17 protein-coding genes are annotated in these 20,065 nt (G+C 51.2%); 11 read left to right on the top strand and 6 right to left on the bottom strand.

Features of this window, described 5'->3' with window-relative positions; all coding sequences use genetic code 11:
- The first annotated feature begins 14 nt into the window (after positions 1–14).
- The 7 genes from C5S61_RS22425 (at position 15) to C5S61_RS22395 (ending at position 11,348) form a co-directional block, all read left to right on the top strand.
- The gene (locus tag C5S61_RS22425) at positions 15–1,199 is read left to right on the top strand and encodes a DUF4419 domain-containing protein (protein WP_110519065.1); all 1,185 of its coding nucleotides are present in this window, start codon (positions 15–17) and stop codon (positions 1,197–1,199) included.
- Positions 1,200–1,571: 372 nt separating this feature from the next.
- The gene (locus tag C5S61_RS22420; protein ID WP_110519063.1) at positions 1,572–2,555 is read left to right on the top strand and encodes a WXG100 family type VII secretion target; all 984 of its coding nucleotides are present in this window, start codon (positions 1,572–1,574) and stop codon (positions 2,553–2,555) included.
- 18 nt (positions 2,556–2,573) lie between these two features.
- Positions 2,574–2,966: a hypothetical protein gene (locus C5S61_RS22415; protein WP_110519061.1), complete on the top strand. Its 393-nt coding sequence runs from the start codon at positions 2,574–2,576 to the stop codon at positions 2,964–2,966.
- Between the two features lie 76 nt (positions 2,967–3,042).
- Positions 3,043–5,487 carry a YfhO family protein gene (locus tag C5S61_RS22410; RefSeq protein WP_110519058.1) on the top strand — a complete coding sequence of 815 codons (2,445 nt, stop codon included), beginning with the start codon at positions 3,043–3,045 and terminating at the stop codon, positions 5,485–5,487.
- Positions 5,484–7,925, top strand: coding sequence for a tetratricopeptide repeat protein (locus C5S61_RS27710; protein ID WP_110519056.1), 2,442 nt, complete (start codon positions 5,484–5,486; stop codon positions 7,923–7,925). The genes C5S61_RS22410 and C5S61_RS27710 overlap by 4 nt, the downstream gene beginning before the upstream one ends.
- Before the next feature lie 64 nt (positions 7,926–7,989).
- Positions 7,990–10,428, top strand: a complete 2,439-nt coding sequence (locus C5S61_RS22400) for a tetratricopeptide repeat protein (RefSeq protein ID WP_110519054.1) — start codon at positions 7,990–7,992, stop codon at positions 10,426–10,428.
- Between the two features lie 176 nt (positions 10,429–10,604).
- Complete coding sequence (locus tag C5S61_RS22395) at positions 10,605–11,348, top strand: amino acid hydroxylase (RefSeq protein WP_110519053.1); 744 nt, start codon at positions 10,605–10,607, stop codon at positions 11,346–11,348.
- Between the two features lie 170 nt (positions 11,349–11,518).
- Here the strand turns inward: C5S61_RS22395 and C5S61_RS22390 are convergent, their stop codons facing one another.
- From C5S61_RS22390 to C5S61_RS22370, 5 genes are all read right to left on the bottom strand, one after another.
- Entirely contained in the window at positions 11,519–12,106 is a 588-nt protein-coding gene (locus C5S61_RS22390) for a histidine phosphatase family protein (RefSeq protein WP_110519050.1), read from the bottom strand.
- Positions 12,103–12,978 carry a class I SAM-dependent methyltransferase gene (locus C5S61_RS22385; RefSeq protein WP_110519048.1) on the bottom strand — a complete coding sequence of 292 codons (876 nt, stop codon included), beginning with the start codon at positions 12,976–12,978 and terminating at the stop codon, positions 12,103–12,105. Before C5S61_RS22385 ends, C5S61_RS22390 begins: the two co-directional genes overlap by 4 nt.
- Positions 12,979–13,233: 255 nt before the next feature.
- Entirely contained in the window at positions 13,234–13,662 is a 429-nt protein-coding gene (locus tag C5S61_RS22380; RefSeq protein WP_110519046.1) for a hypothetical protein, read from the bottom strand.
- 1 nt (position 13,663) lies between these two features.
- Complete coding sequence (locus tag C5S61_RS22375; RefSeq protein ID WP_205701463.1) at positions 13,664–15,316, bottom strand: spermidine synthase; 1,653 nt, start codon at positions 15,314–15,316, stop codon at positions 13,664–13,666.
- An 89-nt stretch (positions 15,317–15,405) separates the two neighbouring features.
- Positions 15,406–15,660 carry a YggT family protein gene (locus tag C5S61_RS22370; protein WP_054536537.1) on the bottom strand — a complete coding sequence of 85 codons (255 nt, stop codon included), beginning with the start codon at positions 15,658–15,660 and terminating at the stop codon, positions 15,406–15,408.
- 185 nt (positions 15,661–15,845) lie between these two features.
- On the opposite strand from C5S61_RS22370, the gene C5S61_RS22365 reads away from it, so the two are divergent.
- The 4 genes from C5S61_RS22365 (at position 15,846) to C5S61_RS22350 (ending at position 19,404) form a co-directional block, all read left to right on the top strand.
- Complete coding sequence (locus C5S61_RS22365) at positions 15,846–16,178, top strand: hypothetical protein (RefSeq protein ID WP_164689726.1); 333 nt, start codon at positions 15,846–15,848, stop codon at positions 16,176–16,178.
- Between the two features lie 87 nt (positions 16,179–16,265).
- Positions 16,266–17,555, top strand: coding sequence for a serine hydrolase (locus tag C5S61_RS22360; protein ID WP_110519040.1), 1,290 nt, complete (start codon positions 16,266–16,268; stop codon positions 17,553–17,555).
- 28 nt (positions 17,556–17,583) lie between these two features.
- Positions 17,584–18,111 (top strand): helix-turn-helix domain-containing protein, encoded by a 528-nt coding sequence (locus tag C5S61_RS22355; RefSeq protein ID WP_110519038.1) that lies wholly within the window; start codon positions 17,584–17,586, stop codon positions 18,109–18,111.
- 483 nt (positions 18,112–18,594) lie between these two features.
- Entirely contained in the window at positions 18,595–19,404 is an 810-nt protein-coding gene (locus C5S61_RS22350) for a TrmH family RNA methyltransferase (protein ID WP_110519035.1), read from the top strand.
- Here C5S61_RS22350 and C5S61_RS22345 read toward each other — a convergent pair.
- On the bottom strand, positions 19,380–19,985 hold the full coding sequence (locus C5S61_RS22345; protein ID WP_205701462.1) for an HAD family hydrolase: 606 nt from the start codon (positions 19,983–19,985) through the stop codon (positions 19,380–19,382). The genes C5S61_RS22350 and C5S61_RS22345 overlap by 25 nt on opposite strands.
- Between the last annotated feature and the right edge of the window lie 80 nt (positions 19,986–20,065).

The raw sequence follows: 20,065 nt of genomic DNA, 5'->3' as shown, positions 1-20,065 counted from the left end.
GAGAGAGGTCTAGAATGACTGCAATTGCCCCAATTTTGGCTCAACGTCATGGCGCGATTCAATTTGTGGTCGATGCAGTCGAGCCATATCAAAGCCAATTGAGCTTAGTTGATGCCCAAACTCACTTTGCCCAACGCCTCAAACGTCCGTTCATCCAAATGAGCCATGATCCTGCGCAGCCGTTGGTCAAAACCAACAACGATAATTCATTAATTCACACGATTCATCTTGCATTTAGCCAACATTACCCGTTGCTGCTCACGCCCGATTGTCTTTGGCTGACGATTGCGCAAGGCTTTGCCAACCATGTTAATTGCCATGCTGAGGATTTACGCCAGCATTTTGTCGATCATGCTAAGAAACAAAAACTTAACATTGAAGTTGATGATTTGAGTAGCCAAGCGGCATGGGCGCATGCGATTGGGCTTTGGGCGCAGTTGCTCAACCAAACATTACCAGCCAATTTGGCCCAAACGCTGCAATGCGATTTCTCAACCACCACGGCGATTAGCCGCACGGCCAGCCAGATTGTGCTAATGCATGGTTTTGAGCATTATTTCGATTATGGTGCGGTCTGTATTTGCGGTATTCCAAGCATCACGCTTTTGGGCACGCCTGCCGATTGGCGCTCAATTGCCGAGCGGGTGCAACGCCTCGCTGAATATGATTTGGCCTGGTGGACGGAGCGGCTTGCGCCAATTTGCGAGGGCTTGATTCTGACCAGCGAAGGCCAACCGCCACACAGCTTTTGGCAACAGCTCTACAAACCGTATGATCAATATGGCGGCGAAGTCGTGACTGGTTGGGTTGCCGATCTGTTTCCCTATATCAATGATGACAAACAGCGGCCAACCTTGCGCAATCCATTATTTGAGCAGCCGCGATCGGCGCTGTTAAATGGAGCGCTTGATCATGAACTGGATTTTGCCCACAATCGCGCTGTTTATCAATCGATGTTGGTTGAGTATCTATCTGGTGAGTCACCAAACAATGATTCTGCGCCAACTAAAACAATTGTGGTTGGCGAAGGCATTCGCAACAGCAGCTTTCCCAGTGGCTTGGCCAGCGTGCCAATCACCATCAAATTGCCTGATGGCTCAGTGCACGAATTGGCTTGTGTCGCAGGTTTAATCGGTACGTATAGTGATGCTACGACCAAAGCGCTTAGCCCAGAAATTGGCTGGGCAATTTGCCAGTAGTGATTGGCCAGATTTGTTTGATTTAATCCACGAAGGACACAAAGGACACGAAGAATGGCTATAGGCTATTGGCTATTGGCTGTGGGTTTCAAGCAATGTCCGAAAGCCTATAGCCCAAAGCCTTCAGCCAAGCACCATCGTTTCTCTGCGTTAAAGCCTTGATCCACGCAGCACACGAACAGCACGAATGATGTTCCGATAGCCAATAGCCAATAGCCTGATCCTTTTTGATTTTTGACTTCTATTTGCCCCTTTGCTGTTGGCGGAGCTGAACGTGTTATACTTTTGGTTGGTGAGAATACAACTCATTCCAGCCTCAGCCCACCTCCGTATTCCCCAATTCAACACCATTTGTGTAGGAGGAACGAACGAATGACCGCAGAAATCGTTCAAGCTCAGTATGAGCAGCTTGAGCAAGTCGCCAATCGTTTCAATCGTCAAGCCGACCAAAGCGAAGCAATCGTCCAAAGCATTCGTCAAATGCACGATACGCTGGTTGGTGGCCAATGGCAGGGCGATGCAGCGAGAGCGTTTGCCAACGAAATGCAAGCCAATGTTTTTCCAGCATTTAGCCGTTTGATCGCCGCGCTGCGGGCCAGTCAAGCGCTGACCATCCAAATCAAAACGGTCATGCGCCAAGCTGAAGAAGAAGCAGCGCGCTTGTTCCAAGGCTCGCCGACCGAAGGCGTTTCAGCTTTCCGAGGTGGCGGCACGTCCATGTTCGCCAATGCCGCCCAATTTTCTGCTGAAGAAACGCCAACCCCAGCCGCACCTGCTGACCCCAATAACTACGACCGTTTCGATAAAGCCATCGAATATATGCACCAAGAAATGGTCACCAATGCGCAAAGCGATGTGGTCAAACAGATGAAATCGCTGCTCGATTCGGCCATGAATCCAAAGTGGTACGATATGCTCAGTGGCAGCAATTCTGGCGATAAAATCATTGCTGCTTTAACCATGTGGACTGCCAAAGTTCATGCTGGCAGCGATTGGGATCACAAGCCGATTTTGGGCGATATGCTTGGCCTCAAAAACGATAAGGACTACTACTTCCCAATTCGTGGCGACCAAACCAACGAATACTACTACGATATTTGGTCGAACATTCACTATGGCTATGTTGGCGCAGCTGCTGGTTTCGACACCAAAACCCTGCAAGACGGAGCCAACCTTGGCGATGCGCTGACCGGAACCAACGATGCAGGCGATGTGCTGACCGTGCAAATGGGCATCGACCTCTGGAACAAATACGGCACCTCGATGACCCAAGATCAGCTGCATGCTGAAATTTTGGCCAATCGCGAGAACTTGGTTAAGCTCGATAAAACTACCTCAGGCAAGAATCAACGCTAGTTGGCTTGGAGTTGGCACATGGCAGGGTTGAGTGATCTGTTGATGATCAGCGGTTTATTGGTCTTTTTTTTATTCAGTAGCTTGGGTTTGGGCTATCTTATTGGTCAGTTGACCAGCCCAAATTCAAGAGCCAAACTCTTGCCAATGCTCCTTGCAAGCGGGCTTAGCGTTGCAAGCCTTGTTGGGTGTTATTGGTGCTTCAGCAACTTATCACGATTTGATCCGATTGAGCGTTGTCGGCCTGATGGCACGGGTTTTTGTGCCAGCAATGGTCAGCCAATTGCGCAATTTGAGCAAGCCTTGGCCCAAAGCCAACGCTGGCAATTTGGCCTTTGGATTGTGCTTCCGCTGGTGGCGATTGTTGGCTTGTGGTGGTGGTTCAAACGCCGACCAGCACGTTTGGCCAGCTAATACCGTATAATTGAGCGTCGGATCGTTGCCCATGGGTTGAGCATCAGCCCATGGGCTTTTAAATGGAATTATCGCCATGGAACAACGCTCATTCTCAGGCCAGTGGCAACGCTGGTGGCCCTATCTTTGTATCACCTTGGTCGCTCTGCTCCTGATGTGGCGGGTTGTGCTGGGCAACACGTTTTTGCCGCTCGATATTGTGGCCCACCTGCATCCATGGCGTTTCTCATATGAGCGGGTTGCGGTCAACAATCCGATTAATAGCGATCTGGTTACCCAAATTTATCCGCGCCGCTTAGTGACCAACCAACTGCTTGAACAAGGCGCGTTGCCCCTCTGGAATCCGACGATTTTAACCGGCACGCCGTTGCTGGCCGATGGCCAATTGGCCTTTTTTTACCCACTGAGTTGGCTGTTTGTGCTGTTGCCCTTGCGCTATGCCTTTGGCATCTACACGCTGATCAATGTTTGGTTGGCGGGTGTTGGCAGCTACAAATTTGCTCGTCGCATGCAGCTTGCGCCAATGCCAGCCAGCTTGGCGGCAGTTGGCTATATGCTGAGTGGCTTTTTGCTCAATTGGCTGCATTTTCCTGAATTTAGCGCTGCCTGTGCCATGCTGCCGTGGTGTTTTTGGGCAGTGCTACGAGCCTCGCAAAGCCAGCGTTGGCGCGATTGGCTGCAAGCAAGTTTGGTGTTGGCCTTGCCGTTGGTCAGCCAAATTCAGCTGGCGTTTTATTGCTATCTTGGGATTGGCTGTTTGCTGTTGTATCAACTAAGTGAGTTGCCAAGTTGGCGTTTGCGCTTCAAGCAAATTGCTCAATTTAGTAGTGCAATTGGGCTGGCATTGGGATTAAGCGCAGTGCAATTGTTGCCGCAAATTGCGCTATCGGCCCAAGGCCAACGGCTCGATATTGGCTCAGGGCTTGGTTCGGCTAGCTCGATTATGCTTTGGCTATTGCGCTTGGGCTTGCCGATTGTCGATGGGGCTGCGCGCGAAAATCCGAGCGCTTGGCAACCACATTTGTTGCAAGGCGTGCAACCATATGCTGGTTTGTTAACCTTGGGCCTAGCTTTGCTAGCAATCTGGCGCAGCCAACAACGGGGCGTGAAGCTCTTTGCACTGGTGGCGCTTGGCTCGTTTGCGATTGCGGTTGGCACACCGTTGCTGCAACTGTTGCTGTGGCTGCTTGCGCCCTATCGTCAATTTGCCGACCATCAGCGTTGGTTTGGCTTGTGGGGGTTTGCCATGGCGATGTTGGCTGGCTATGGCCTGCAAAGTTTACAGCAGCCGCTGGCTAAGCCAACCCGCGCGCTCTGGCTTCAACGTGGCGTTTTAGTGCTTGGTATGCTTGGCCTCGCTGGTTGGATGCTACAACACATTGCATTATTCACTGCCAACTCGCGCTATGCCCAATACAGCACGCTGCTGCGTTTGGCGCTCAACCCAATCAGCCTTGGCATTTTTGGGCTAAGCATGGTGGCCTTGGCTTGCTTGCTAATCAGCCGCATTCCCCGCCGCTGGGCCAATATTGTGGTTTTAATTGTTTTAGTTGGCGATTTGCTCTGGTATGGCAGGAGCTATAACACCAGCGTTGATCCAAATCTGTTTCATGCCACGGCTGATATGCAAGCCAGTTTGGCAACAGAGCCAGCTCTGCAAGATGCAGCGATTCTATATCCGCCAACGCGCCAAATTAACTTTCTGTTGCACCAGCCAGGCGTTTTTCGTGTATTCGGGGCCGACTATCAGGCCATGCCAACCAACGTATTTAGCGCCTTTGGCCTTGAGGATATTCGCGGCTATCAATCGCTCTATTTGGCTCAATACAATCGACTAACCAGGCTAATGGATGGCAAGGATTATCATAAACTGGGCGAGGGTGGCAACAGCTTGCACGCATATTTCACCATGGCCTACAACCAGCGCCGCTTGTTAAATATGCTGAATGTGGAATACCTAATCTTTACTCCCAACAGCCCTAACCCTGAGCTGTATCAACCGTTGGAGTTGGTGCAACGTAACGATGAAGGTACAATTTATCGTAACCCTGAGGTGCTGCCACGGGCTTGGATGGTCTATCAAACCGAGGTTATTGACGCTGATTTGGCCCAGCTTGATCGGCTCGCAGCCAGCGATTTCGATCCTGCGACCCAAGCAATTGTGGCCGAGCCAGTGCCAGCGCTTGGGCCGGCTCCGACTCAAACGCTTACGCCAAGTTTGCGCTATGGGCCAAATCAAGCCACCGTTCAGGTTGATACGCCAGCAGCAGGCTTGTTGGTGCTGGCTGATGCTTATACGAGTGATTGGCAGGTGACGGTTGATGGCCAGCCAACCAAACTCTATCGCACCAATTATGCCTTGCGCGGCGTATGGTTAGCAGCGGGCCAGCACACGGTCGAATTTCGCTATCAGCCACAGAGCTTGATCGTTGGCAGCTGGGTGAGTGGCCTCAGTTTGGGCCTCAGCTTGCTGAGCCTGCTGGTGAATTGGATTCGAGTTAAGCGAAAGGCGGCACAATGACAACCACGGTTTGGAACGAACGGGCGGTGCAGGATGTGTTGCACCGCCCAGAACGCTTGCTGAGCCACACGAGCTGGCGGCACACGATTCAGCAGCACGGTGGTCTCAGCGCGTTTTATCAGCAGCTGCAACAACTGCCCCTCGAAGCCAATCAGCAGGCCGTGCTGCAGGTGCTGACCACCTATCCTGGCGCACCGGTCGAGACCTATTGCTCGCTGCTCAATGTGCATAAAGCCACCTATCATCGCCACCAAAAAGCCCTGATTCAACACTTAACCACTGTGCTCAATGGCGATCAGCCGCTTGCCATCGCACCAACCAGCGCACCAGCCTTGCACCAGTTGCGGCCCAGCTTGGCCGATTTTGTGGGCCGCACCGCAGAAATCAAACAAGTCAGCTATGCGCTGGATGTGGCGCGCACTGCTGCCCGTGGCGCGGTGATCAGCGGCATTCAAGGCATGGGCGGGGTGGGCAAAACGGAGTTGGCGATCTATCTGGCGCATCAGCTGATTCCGCATTTTCCCGATGCGCAGCTGGTGCTGAATTTGTATGGCTCGCGTGAGCAACCGCTGACCGTTGAGCAAGCATTGGGCAGCGTGATCAGTCAGTTTCAGCCGAATGCGAAACTGCCAGAACAGCGCGAGCAATTGCTGGCTACATATCACGAGCTGTTGACGGGCAAGCGGGTGTTGATTTTGGCCGACGATGCGCGTGATCTGGCGCATGTGCAGGATTTGACCCCGCCGACGGGCAATTGTTTGTTGGTGACCAGCCGCTTGCGCTTTGCGATGCCCATGATGGCCCAACTGCATCTGACGGAATTGCAGGAGCCAGACGCAATCGCCTTGCTGGAGCAGATTTGCCCGCGCCTAGATGCGTCAACCGCCCAGCAGCTTGCGGCAGCCTGTGGCTATTTGCCGTTGGCGTTGCGGATCAGCGCCAGCATTTTAGCGGCAAACCCCGAGTTGGCAGTTGCTGAATATCTGCACCAGTTGCAGGATCAGCAGCAACAACTGGGAGCCTTGGAGCATCCCGACGATCCACAGTCCAGCGTGGCGGCATCGTTGGCCTTGAGTTATGCACGCTTGCCGAGCGAATTAAAAGCGTTGGCGCGCCAGTTGAGCGTGGTGGTGGCCGATTTCGGCAGCGAATTAGGGTTGGCGACGGCGGGGCTGACGCTGAATATGGCGCACGAAAACCAACTGTATAAACTGGCATCGCATAATTTGATCCAATTTGAGCATCGCCAAGAGCGCTGGCGCATGCACGACTTGGTGCGTAGCGTCTTGCGACGCTATCTGAATGAAGCGGAAGCGTCACAAACGCAATTGAATTATGCTCAAGCCAGCGTCGAAATTGTCAAACAGATCTCTCAGGATTTTAAGGCAGGCGGTCTAGTGCAAACGGAAAGTGTTAATAGGTTTGATCGGGAGCATGCCCATCTTTTGGCCACATGGAACTGGGTAAAAGAACAACCCAATGCTCCAACAAGCGACCAGATTCTAGTTGAGTTGGCCTTGTATAGTGGAAAAACTGATACCATTCGGCTTGGACGACGATTTGTTAAACTTGAAGATTACAAAATAGCATTTGAGTCCGCGCTACGCATTCAAGAATTCTATAAGGCAGGGATACTTGGTGTGAAGCAGGCAAATAATTATGCTCATGAGGGTAATTATGAGCTAGCACTCAGTTGGTATGAACGGGTTAAACACATTGCGATTGAAATCCAAGATCTTAACTTGCAAACACTTGTTTTGTCGGATATGTCTTCCTGCTACAAGGCAATGGGTGGCAGAGTCCATTTGGAAAAAGCACTTGAATTGGAACTTGAAGCCCTACGTGTTTTCCGATTGAGTGGAATTAACGATTCAACAGAAAGCCTGTTAGTTAACAATCTTGCAGTAAAACTTAAAGCGCTCGATCGAAATGAAGAAGCGGTCAGTTATTTTATCGAAGCAATCGCATTGGCGCAAAAATTTGAAGATCAAGCAGATGAATGTCGCGCCTTATATAACCTTGGCCAAACCCACCTTAAATTAAATCAGCTTGACCAAGCGCAAACAGCCTTGGAGCAAGCAATTATGATTGTTGAGCGACTTAATTTTGATGAAGGTCGGGCATATATGCTCCAAGGTCAGGCGAAATTACTTATTTTGAAAGCAGATTATGCCCAAGCAATCGAGAAACTTACGCAAGCCCATGCCATTATGCAGCATTATAGCCGCTTGAATGCTTTAGATATTCTGTGGAAACTAGCCATCCTCTATTGGAAGCTTGGCGATGTGGCGGAAGCGGAATCACGCATGCAGGCCGTTTTGGAGCAAGAACGACCTTTAGGCATGGATAGGGTGCACGGGCATGAGCAACAACTGCATAATTTGCGCAATCAGCAGCCCTTTGATGATGCACTGTTGGATGCGATTATCGATGAATAAGCTTCGTTTGCATGCGCACCATTCCAGAAGGCTGGAAGCATAACCCTCGGAGAAAGGCGGCACAATGACAACCACGGTTTGGAACGAACGGGCGGTACAGGATGTGTTGCACCGTCCAGAACGCTTGCTGAGCCACACCAACTGGCGGCACACGATTCAGCAGCACGGTGGCCTCAGTGCGTTTTATCAACAGCTGCAACAACTGCCCCTCGAAGCCAATCAGCAGGCTGTGCTTCAGGTGCTGACCACCTATCCTGGCGCGCCGGTCGAAACCTATTGCTCGCTGCTCAACGTGCATAAAGCCACCTATCATCGCCACCAAAAAGCTCTGATTCAGCATTTGACGACCGTGCTCAATGGCTCGCAGCCGCTGGCCGCCGCCCCAACCAGCGCGCCAGCTTTGCACCAACTGCGGCCCAGCTTGGCCGATTTTGTGGGACGCACCGCAGAACTCAGCCAAGTCAGCTATGCGCTGGATGTGGCGCGCACTGCTGCCCGTGGCGCGGTGATCAGCGGTATTCAAGGTATGGGCGGGGTCGGCAAAACCGAGTTGGCGATCTATTTGGCGCATCAGTTGATTCCGCATTTTCCCGATGCGCAGCTGGTACTGAATTTGTATGGCTCGCGTGAGCAACCGCTGACCGTTGAGCAAGCATTGGGCAGCGTGATCAGCCAGTTTCAGCCGAATGCCAAATTGCCGGAGCAACGTGAGCAATTGCTGGCCAAATATCAGGAGCTATTGACGGGCAAGCGGGTGTTGATTTTGGCCGACGATGCGCGTGATCTGGCGCATGTGCAGGATTTAACTCCGCCGACGGGCAATTGCTTGTTGGTGACCAGTCGCTTGCGCTTTGCGATGCCCATGATGGCCCAACTCCATCTAACCGAATTGCAAGAACCCGATGCCATCGCCTTGCTGGAGCAGATTTGCCCGCGCCTAGATGCGTCAACCGCGCAGCAGCTTGCGGCAGCCTGTGGCTATTTGCCGTTGGCGTTGCGGATCAGCGCCAGTATTTTGGCAGCCAACCCCGAACTGGCGGTTGCTGACTATCTGGCACAATTGCAGGATCAGCAGCACCAACTCGGGGCACTGGAACACCCGGACGATCCACAGGCGAGTGTAGCCGCGTCGTTGGCTTTGAGTTATGCACGCTTGCCGAGCGAATTACAAGCCTTGGCGCGTCAGCTAAGCGTGGTGGTGGCCGATTTCGGCAGCGAGTTAGGGTTGGCGACGGCGGGGCTGACGCTGAATATGGCGAACGAAAACCAGCTGTATAAACTCGCGTCGCACAATTTGATTCAGTTTGAGCATCGCCAAGAGCGCTGGCGCATGCACGACTTGGTGCGCAGCGTCTTGCGACGCTATTTGAATGAAGCGGAAGCGGCGCAAACCCGATTGAACTATGCTCAAGCCAGCGTCGAAATTGTGAAAGCGATCCATCAAGATTTTCAGGCTGGCGGTACAGTGCAAACGGAGAGTGTTAATAGATTTGATCGGGAGCATGCGCATATCGTGGCGGTGTGGCAGTGGGTTCAACTGCAACCATTCAACCCGATTCATGACCAGATTCTGGTTGATTTGGTATTTTTTGGCAATAAGGTCAGCCGAATTCGAGCAGGACGACGGTTTATCGAGCTTGACCAATTCGAACTAGCATTTGATGCGGCTTTACGCATTCAAGAGCCTGCTAAAGCTGTGCTGATTGGTGGGATGCTTTCCAATCGCTATCGAATCTTGGCGGATTACCCAACGGCACTTATTTGGCACGAGCGAGCCTATTTAATTGCACTCAATATTCAAGATTTTTACCTGCAATCGATTATTTTAGGTGATATGGCTGTATGCTATGCCGAAATTGGTAGCCGAGAATTTTTAGAAAAAGCCGTTGAAACTGAACGTGAAGCGCTCCGACTCTTTCGCTCAAGCGGTGATGGGGGTTCAATCGAAAGTTTACGCGTGAACAATTTGGCCACAAACCTACTTGTGCTTGGTCATTATGATCAAGCCATTCTGTATCTGCAAGAAGCAGTTGAGCTTGCTCAAAAATTCGAAAATCAAGCTGATGAGTGTCGGGCATTGTACAACCTTGGCATAAGCTATCTCAATCTGAAACAGCCGCAACAAGCCCAATCTGTATTTGATCAGGCACTTGCAATTGTTAATCGCTTAGATTTTGATGAGGGCCGAACGTTTATCGTTTGGGGGCAAGCAAAATTGGCAGTTTTGCAAGGTCAGTATGAGCTTGCACTCACCATGTTTAATCAAACCTATACCAGTATGCAACTTCATTCGATTTCAAGTTCTTTGGGAATTGCCTGGAATATCGGACTTCTCTATTGGAAACTTGGCGATTTTTTGGCTGCCGAACCGTGGATTCAGCTCGTTGTTGAACAAGAGTCCGTACGAGGGATAGCGCGCGCCCGTGACGATGAGCAACAACTGCATAATTTGCGCAATCGTCAGCCATTTGATGATGCACTGTTGGAAGTAATTTTAAAATAATTCAAGGCCCGCTCATGCTTAAAACCACATAACCGCAGTTAATTCTAGTATTGCGCTGTTGGGGAAGCTGTTGAGATTTGGTACAATAGCAAGGCAAGTATTTTGGCACTGCTGCCATCTCCACTCCCATATTTGGGCTTGGTTGGCAGCCTATGGCTTACACAAAGGAGTGATCAATGGCCACCGCATCGCCAACCCTTAGCCGCTTGGAATATCCACAAGAAGATCACGATACATGGGCAGCGCTCTGGCAGCGTCAATTGCCCCTCGCCCAAGAACATGCCTGCCAGCTTTTTCTCGATGGCATCGATATATTGAACCTTGACCGTACCCATTTGCCCGATCCGTTGGCCGTGAGCGATCAACTGAATACCATAACTGGTTGGGCTTTGGGCGATGCGCAAAACGCCTATCTCGGGCCAACCGAATGGTTCGAGCACATCGCTGATCGGCGTTTTCCGGTGACGAACTACATTCGCCGCCCGCATGAATTGGAATTTACGCCGTTGCCTGATTTGTTTCACGAATATTTTGGCCACTTGCCAGCGTTTACCAACAAAGAGTTTGCCGATATTGCCCAATTGTTCGGGCCATTGTATCTCTCGGCCAAGGACGAGCGCCAGCAATTAGGCATTGCGCGGATCTGGTGGTTTAGCACTGAGTTTGGCTTGCTGCGCGAAAACGGCGAGTTGAAGGTGCTCGGCGCTGGGTTGCTCTCATCGCCAGGCGAATTATTGCATTCGCTCAACCCAGAAACGCCACGCTATGAGTTTGATATTGAGCGCGTTGCCGACACTGCCTCGGCTCCATATGGCTATCACGAGCACTATTTTATCCTCAATAGCCTCGATCACTTGCTCTCAATTGTCTATGAATATGCAGAATTAGAGGGCTTGCCCAAGCCAGCATTACCCTTATAGAACGTTTGATTCTATCAAAAAGCCCTTCACCAGTTGGCATGGCGAGGGGCTTTTTGTTTTAATCGTGGCGAAACACGAGTGCTTCCCCTCGCCCGCGTTTTCGTGGGAGAGGGGGCTGGGGGTGAGGGAACGCTGCTTTTGCTTATCTTACTAACCAAAAACCTGATTTGCTAGACTGGCCATGTTAAACGAATGCATTCAGCATTGCCAACGACTTGTTGATTGCCATGGGCATGCCAGCGTTGCATCAAGGCTTGATCGATGGTGGTAATGGTTTGAGTTTGCAGCCAAAGCATGGTGCGAATAACTTGACCATGGGCAAAAACGCAGCTTATGCCATCCAAGGCTTGCAACTGGTGCAATGCTGTTTGCACCCGTTCGATGAGCATGCGAAAGCTTTCGGCATCGGCTCCATGGCGATACTCTGGGTCGCAGCGCTGCCAATATTCCGTAACCATTGGCTGACGATCAGCTTGGTTAGTATTGCTGCAAAGCGCTGGCGAAAGATAGGTAAATTCGTGGATTGGCCAGATTTCTGCTTGCAACTGTGGGTAGCGTTCGAGCAATGGCGCTGCGGTTTGTTGGGTGCGCAGATATTGCGAAACGATCACGCGATCTGGCTGGGGCAGCCGTTCAACTAAGCTGCGGGCTTGTTGCCAGCCAAGCTCAGTTAACGGAATGCTGGCTGGGTCGGCGGTTCGTTCACCAGCGTTGGCAGCACTCTCACCATGGCGAATCAGCCAGCATTCATGGCTCATTTGGCACTCCAGCGGGCGTAAATCGAGGTTGATAGCAACCGACCTGCCGATTGTTCGCGTAAGGTTTGTTCGCCTGCATCAAGCGTGCCATCCAAGCCAGCAAGGCTATCGCTCAGCGTGTTGGCTAGCATCAAGGCCGAGGCGCGGGTATCGTAGGTTGTTACCAAGCAGAACAATGGTTTGGGCGCGAGAATCGCTCGACATTCTTGCAACAGCACTGGAAACGATTCGGCAAACTGCCAAACTTGGCCTTGGCTACCACGGCCAAATGCTGGTGGGTCCATAATAATGCCTTCGTAATGCGCACCGCGGCGTGCCTCACGGCGCACAAATTTCAACGCATCGTCAATAATCCAGCGAATCGAATCGGGCGCTAGCTGCGAGGCAGTTTGATTTTCTTTGGCCCAATCGACCGAAGCCTTCGAGGCATCGAGGTGGGTGACTTTTGCTCCTGCTTGGGCTGCAACCAACGAAGCCACGCCAGTATAGGCAAACAAGTTGAGCACCCGTGGTTGTTCGTCGGCGCGCTTAATTTGTTCGGCCACCCAATCCCATTGCGCGCCATGCTCTGGGAAGACCCCAACATGGCGAAATGGCGTAAGTTGGGCTTTGAAACGCAAGCCTTGGTAGCTCATCATCCATGTTTCAGGATGCGGCTTGAGTTTGCGCCAATTTTCGCCTTTGCCTTGATATTCGTAGATTGCGTGGGCCGCTTCCCATTCCTTGGCAGCGAGTTTGGGCTGCCACAAGGCCTCGCTTTCAGGGCGAATCACCGTGACCGGGCCAAAGCGCTCAAGTTTGCGGCCATTGCCACTGTCGAGCAGGGCGTAATCGTGCCAATTATCGGATGTGAGCAGTGAAAGTGTTTTCATAATAGTAGTTGGGGGCTGGGAGTTGGGGATTGGGGATCGGTTATTTCGATCATCTCAATTGCCTCCACTCCAAGCCCGATAGTTGGATAACTTTTTATTGATCCACGAAGAACATAGAACATAGAGCATAGAACATAATAAACTTGGCTATGGGCATAGCAGAAGCACCCGATCCCCAGCCCCTGACCCCCGATCCTTCTTTTTGACTTTTGACTTTTGCCTTCTGCCTTTTTACCTTCTCCTATGCTCTATGTTCTATGTTCTATGCTCTTCTTCCTCGACTGGCTCCCAGCCATTGCGCAAGTAGACTGTGCGAATATCTTTCGAGAGCAAATAGCCCAAGGCTAGTACAATCAACAGCAACGGTGAAATAACTTCAACGCTGACAATCGAATTACCAAGCAGTTGGGCATTGCTCAGCACATAAAACGTGCTCAAAATAAACATAATCACGGTGGCAAACCACGACCAGCGCCATAAACGCCACAAGCCAAAGGCCAAGGCAATCAGGTAAATCGTTACGACGCTAGCCACATCGCTGGGCATAACATCGCTACCGCCGGTTGCCAAGGCCGAAATAACCACCAACGCGGCGGCTCCATACAACGCCACAACCATCAGCACAATGCCTTTGGGGCGTTTGGCGCGGCGCAATTTAATCGCTTCTTGATCCGGTGTTGTCATACTATTGGCCTTCATCAACCTGGCCCAAAATGATCCGGTCGATCACTGATTCAACGGGCGCAAGGTCATCGGTAAAGATGCGATTTTCGCCCACGCCATCCCAGCGGCGAATTGGCTTTTTGTTGCTATTGCTGGCAAGCGCTTGCTCCATCACATAGCGCAAGGTTGGGTCTTGGATGGTTGCCAAATTGGCTTCGAAGTTGGCAACGCCATCGCCAACATCAGCGGGAATGCCAATCAACATCGTATTGAAATTATTTGGCACGTCGATCATATAGACATGGGCAAAAACGCTGCTCATGGTGTTGGCCAACACATTGACCAAGCGATAATCGCCGCCAGCAGCAGTGTTGGGCTTGCCTGCATTGACTACCGCCACGCCGTTAGGAGCCAAGTGATCACGCACGGTTTCGAAAAATTCGCGCGTGGTTAGGTGAAACGGAATATAGGGCTGTTTGTAGGCATCCATGCCGATAATATCATACTTGTTGTCGTTGCCAGCGAAGAAAATTCGGCCATCGGCAACGTGGGTGTTGAAATTAGGAAATTGTGGCGTTTCGCCCCGTTCTTTGTAATATTCAACATCGTGCATGGCGAAGTATTCACGACCCAATTCAACAATCCGGGGATCAATTTCAATCCCGTCAATCACCGACTCGTTGCCATAAATTGAGAGAAATTGCTTTGGCACTGAGCCAGCAGCCGAGCCAACCATCGCCATGCTGTTGACACTTTCAACACTGCGATTGGGGTAAAAATAGGGCGCAATGTTGTAGAAATCCCATGGCCCGTTGGTCAGCAAATCGCTAGCATTATTGGTTTGCTCAAATTTTGGGTAGTAGATTGAGTGGATGGCTTGGCCCTCGTTGAGCACCAAGCCGATCATTTTGTTGTCATCGCTGCCACGTTCGACAATCTGAATATAGTTGTAGGCCGAATCGTCTTCGGTAATCAGGTTACAGCCACGGCAATCGGCAACTTTAATTGGCTCGCTACGTGGCCAAAATGCCAACGCAATAACCACAACTAACGCAACCACGGCGACTGGCAACAGTTTGCGCCGTTCCATCCAGAAGCCAGGCAACACCAGTACCAACAAACCCATGGCAAAAATATAAATCGTCATATTCGTGCCAACCGTGGGAATCAGAAACAGCACTGGCAAGAAGGTACCGAGAATCGAGCCAAGGGTCGAGATGGCCGAGAGATTACCAGCTGCCTTGCCTGCATCGGCTGCATCGCGAATTGCCAAGCGCACTGCGAACGGGCTAACCATGCCCAACAAGGTGATTGGCACCGAGAATAAGGCCAAAACGCCAAGCAACGAGCCAACAAATGGCCCAGCCGAGCGTGTTGCAAAGGCGCTGATCGACCACTTCAGAATTGGTCGCGAGATCCATGGAATCACGGCGGCAGTGATTGCGCCGACCAAAATGATGCTACACAAGAGGCCCAACTCGGGCCGGCGGTCGGCCCAACGCCCACCAATCGTATAACCCAAGGTCAGGTAGAGCAAGGTTAAGCCAATCACGTTGGCCCAGATCAACTGCGATGTGCCAAAATAGGGAGCCAAAAGTCGCGAAGCAGTCATTTCAATGCCGAGCGTACAGATCCCCGCACCAAAGACCAACAACATAAGGTAACGACGTGCCAATGCTTGAATCCTTTCAACAAAAAGCCGTGGAAGTCACCCATTGGGCGTTGCATCCACGGCACGGCATGAGCTAAAAATCGGGTAGCAATTTAGCTAACCGATTGAAAAACCGTTTGCAAAACTTGCAGAAGCAGCAGCGCAATCAATGGCGAGAGGTCAAACATGCCAACTGATGGTATAACGCGCCGAATCGGTAGCAAGATTGGGTCGGTAATTTCGCGCAGAATCAAGGCAAACCGTGATTGACCCTGAGGATCAAACCACGACATGATGATTCGCACAAAGATTGCGATTTCGAGAATCGGGATTAACAGGAGAAAGAACTGGCTAATGAAATTGCCCATGAGCGCCCCCAACAGGTGGTTTGCCGCATTTCTGCCGTCAAGTATACCATAAGCGTTTGGCTTATGGTCAGTTCTGCTAGCCCCAACTATCCAGATGTCATATTAGTTCATACAAACTAATTAAAGCGTATTTAATTGGCCTCCATGCGCTGCTGGCGCTGCTCAAGGCCCAAATAAAGGAGTCAATGATGGTAACCAAACAACCAGTGCTACCTGAAGAATTTAGCCAAATGGCGCTTGCCCACTTTCGTCTGACGAATGCAGATCGGACCACTCGCGGCCAGCGTATTATCCAAGGCTCAAGCGATTTGGAATATCGCTGGGCACTTGAGCCAACCAGCCAGCCCGAAAACCCGCGCTATGTTGTGACGGTGCAGCTGCAACATTGGGATGCAATTAGGCCAGAAACCTACCTTATCGAGTGTATTGATAACGAGTTTGTGCTGAGCGAGATTAAAGAGTTGCCCCCAAAACTGGTTTGGAGCCGCTGGATCGTCGTGCTCGGCACACTTGGCTAAACGCAAATTGGCTCTTGTAATATTCTAGTTTTATTGATATAAATACATATAATCTAGAAAATTAGAATATTACACGAGGTCAATCATATGCTTAACCGAGGTTTGATGTTGCTTTTGGCCCTGATGTTGGTTGGATGTGGCACGTCGGCCAATCAACCAACTACCAGTTCAACCAGCGCGACTACAGTTCCTGCCACCATTGTTGATCCGACGACGGTTCCCAACCAGCCAACGAGCGCTGCGCTCACGCCAACGCTGGAGGCGACAACTCCAACGACGGCAACGATCAGCAATCCCCAATCGACTGAAGAGGTGCTGGCGTTTATTCGCCAAAATCCGAGCAATGTTAGCTTGGTGAGCTATAGCACCAACAGCGATGGCAGCATTAACAACGCCGATCCGCTGATTGAATTCAATGCGCAGCAAGCGCTGCCCTTGGCCTCAACAATGAAAATTGTCATTTTGGCCAGCTATGCCCAAGCAGTTGAGGCTGGCACGCTTGACCCGGAGCAGCCAATTAGCTTGGCCGATTGGGATGCTTGGTATTGGCCAAATACCGATGGTGGCGCACATCCGGCTGCCTTGAAACGGCTTGGCATCCCCGCCGATCAACGTGGCTTTGCCAATGATCCTGCTCAAACTGTGCCGCTGAAAAGCTTGGCCCAAGCCATGATTTTCGAGAGCGATAATGCAGCCACCGATTATTTAATTGATCGTTTAGGCATTCCAGCGCTTGATCAAACGATCGTTGAGCTTGGCATGCAACAGCAAACCAAAATTGTGCCAATCGTTGGCCTCTTTCTGTTGGTGATGAACCCAGATGCTGCAATTGATGCAGCCAGCATGCAAACGCTATTGGAGCTTGATCAAGTGAGCATCGAGCAACAAGCAGTGGCGCTGGCCGAGCGCTATCAAGCAGAGCCAGAATGGCGCAAAGCAGCCCAAAATCAAACCCAATTGCAGCTTGATCTGGTGCAACAAAGCCAAGTTTTTGCCCACATTATGCCCAAAGGCAGCGCCAGCGATTATGCCAACGTGATGGCGTTGGTTGGCAATAATCAATTAATTAGCCCAGCAGTTTCGCAAACCATGCGCGAATTTTTAGAGTGGCCAATGACGATTCCTGGCAACGACACGATGTTCACCCATTTTGGCACCAAAGGCGGCAGTTTGCCCGGCATCCTGACCGAAGCCATGTTTATTCAGCCTGCGCAGGGCGAATGGGCTGATCGCACCAAAGTTGTCGTGTTGTTTTTCAACCAATTGCCTGAGCAACCATGGCTGGGCTTGATGCAATCGTTTATGCAACAGCAATTTGCCGTCCAACTTGCGCTTGATCCAGCATTTGCTCAATCGGTGGCTAGCCAGCTAAAATAAGCCAATTTCAGCCAGAGGAGCCAATGCCATGGATTCAGCTCAATCATTGCTTGATCGGATCGCTGCCTTAGAAGCTCGCGTGAGCGCCTTAGAAACCCAAACTCCTGCAAGCGCAGCAGCAATCAACGAAGAGTTGGGTTTGGTACGCCAACTCCAACAACGCACTGGCAGCGATTATGAGCATGAGCTTGGTCATGGCGCGTTTCTCTTTGCTGGCTCAATCAGTTCGGTGCTTGGCAATTATGTTTGGCAGGGTGAGTATGGTTTGGGCGAATTGCTGCGCCACCCTGCCGAGCCATTAATTACGGTTCTCAGTGCCTTGGCTAGCCCAATTCGTTTGCAGATTGTTCAAACTTTGCTTGAAAAACCAGCCAGTAGCCAAAGCCTGTTGGAGCAATTACATATGCAATCGGCAGGTCAGTTGTATCATCATCTCAAAGAATTACGCAACGCTGGCATTATTATTCAACGCGGGCGCAGCGACTATAGCTTAGAACTAAAGGCCTTGATTCCAGTGATGATCATTCTCGCAGCCGCCAAAAATATTGTTGATTGAAAGATTGGGGGTCGGTTGTTGGGGGCTGGGGATCAGGCTCTAGGCTATGGGTTATCGGAAGATTGTTCGTGGCTGAAAATAGCTTCGTGCCCTTCGTGTTCTTCGTGGATCAATCTTTAACGCAGCGGCGCAGAGAAGTGATGGCTTTTGGCTACAGGCTATGGGCTATCGAAAAATAATCCAACCAATCTGTGCAATCTGTGGCTAAAAATAAATGCTGAAGGATGAACGCAAAAGGCAGAAGTCAAAAGTCAAAAACTTACGGCCAATAGAATAGCCTTCTATTCTCTGCGCCGCTGCGTTAAAAAATAAACTATTGACCACCATCAAATGCCGATAGCCCATAGCCACCAGCCAATAGCCCCATCTTCGTGCTCTTCGCGCTCTTCGTGGTTGCGTTTCTTCGTGCGCTTCGTGGATCAAGTTTGCTCATTGGTTGTTACAATAGCAGCTAGCACCAATTGCAACTAGAAAGTTTGAGCCATGTTAACCAGCAGAAACAACCCAACAATTAAACAGATTCGGGCCTTGCGTCAGCGCCGTGAGCGTGAAGCCACCGGTCTCTTTTTTATCGAAGGCATTCGCAATGTCACCGAGGCCACCCAAGCCAAAGCGCCAATCGAGCAATTAATCGTCGCACCAGATTTATTGCGCAGCCAATTTGCCCAAGAATTAGTTGAGCAGCAACGCCAACAAGGCACGCCGATTCTCGATGTGAGTAGCGAGGTTTTTGCTAGCCTTTCGAGCAAAGATGGCCCGCAAGGCTTGGCGGCAGTTATTCGGCAACAATGGGCTAGCCTCAATGATGTTACACCCGACCAAGGCCTATGTTGGATCGCGCTCAACGCCATCAGCGATCCAGGCAATTTGGGCACGATTTTGCGCACAGGCGATGCGGTCGGCGCAACGGGAGTCATTTTGCTTGGCGATTGCACCGATCCCTATGATCCAGCAACTGGACGCGCCAGCATGGGAACCTTGTTCAGCCAGCGCTTGGTCAAAGCATCGTGGGCTGAATTTCGCCAATGGCTCGGCCAAAGCGGCTTTAATCTGGTTGGGGCGGCAGATTCGGCCAGCAGCCATTATCGCAGCTATCGCTACCCCCAGCCATTAATCTTGCTGATGGGTAGCGAGCGCGAAGGCTTGGATGCAGAGCAACAAGCCCAATGCCAAGCCTTGGTCAGCCTGCCAATGCACGGCAAGGCAGATTCGCTGAATTTGGCGGTGGCTACGGGCGTGCTGTTGTATGAAATTTTGGCGCAGGCCGATCAATCAGCCGCCAACAAAGCCTGAATCTCAGCAATCGCCTGTTGATTTGAGCGGTACAGAATGGCGTTAATGCCAACATTGCGGGCGGCTGCGACCACTACATCAATATCGTCGAGAAAAATCATCTCGTGGGGCTGGACGTTAAGCCGCTCGCAGGCCAAACGATAAAAGGCTGGGTCGGGCTTTTTCAGGCCTTCTTCGTGCGAATAGATGATCAGATCGCAGCAATCTTCAAAGCCATAGGCGGCTTGCTCGCGCTGGCGTGCGCCCACAAAACTATTGCTCAAAATCGCGGTGGTATAACGTGGGCGTAGGCTGGCAAAAAATTCAAGCAATTCATGATTAAGCGTGCCTAAATATTCAGCCCACAAATCGGCCAAAAATGCTGCTAATTGACGTTCATCTAAGCCTAAACGTTCGGCGATGCCAGCTTCGACCGCTTGCTCGCTCACTGTGCCGATGCTGCCGCCCAGCCAAAGATCGTGCAGTTGTTGGTTGATGCGGCCAGCAGCCAATCCCAACCTTTGCTCCCAACGCTCGACCCAATTGGTGGGTGGCGTAATTTCCAACACGCCGCCAATATCAAAAACAATTGCTTTGATCATCATTGCCTCCAAATACGCGCCATCATGGCATAAAACCAAGCCCAAATACAATGAAAAATGGCTGAAAAGCAGCGTCGCAA

Source organism: Herpetosiphon llansteffanensis (assembly GCF_003205875.1).
Classification (GTDB): domain Bacteria; phylum Chloroflexota; class Chloroflexia; order Chloroflexales; family Herpetosiphonaceae; genus Herpetosiphon; species Herpetosiphon llansteffanensis.
Note: the sequence above shows the minus strand (reverse complement) of the source record. Positions and strands in the feature narration are given on the sequence as shown.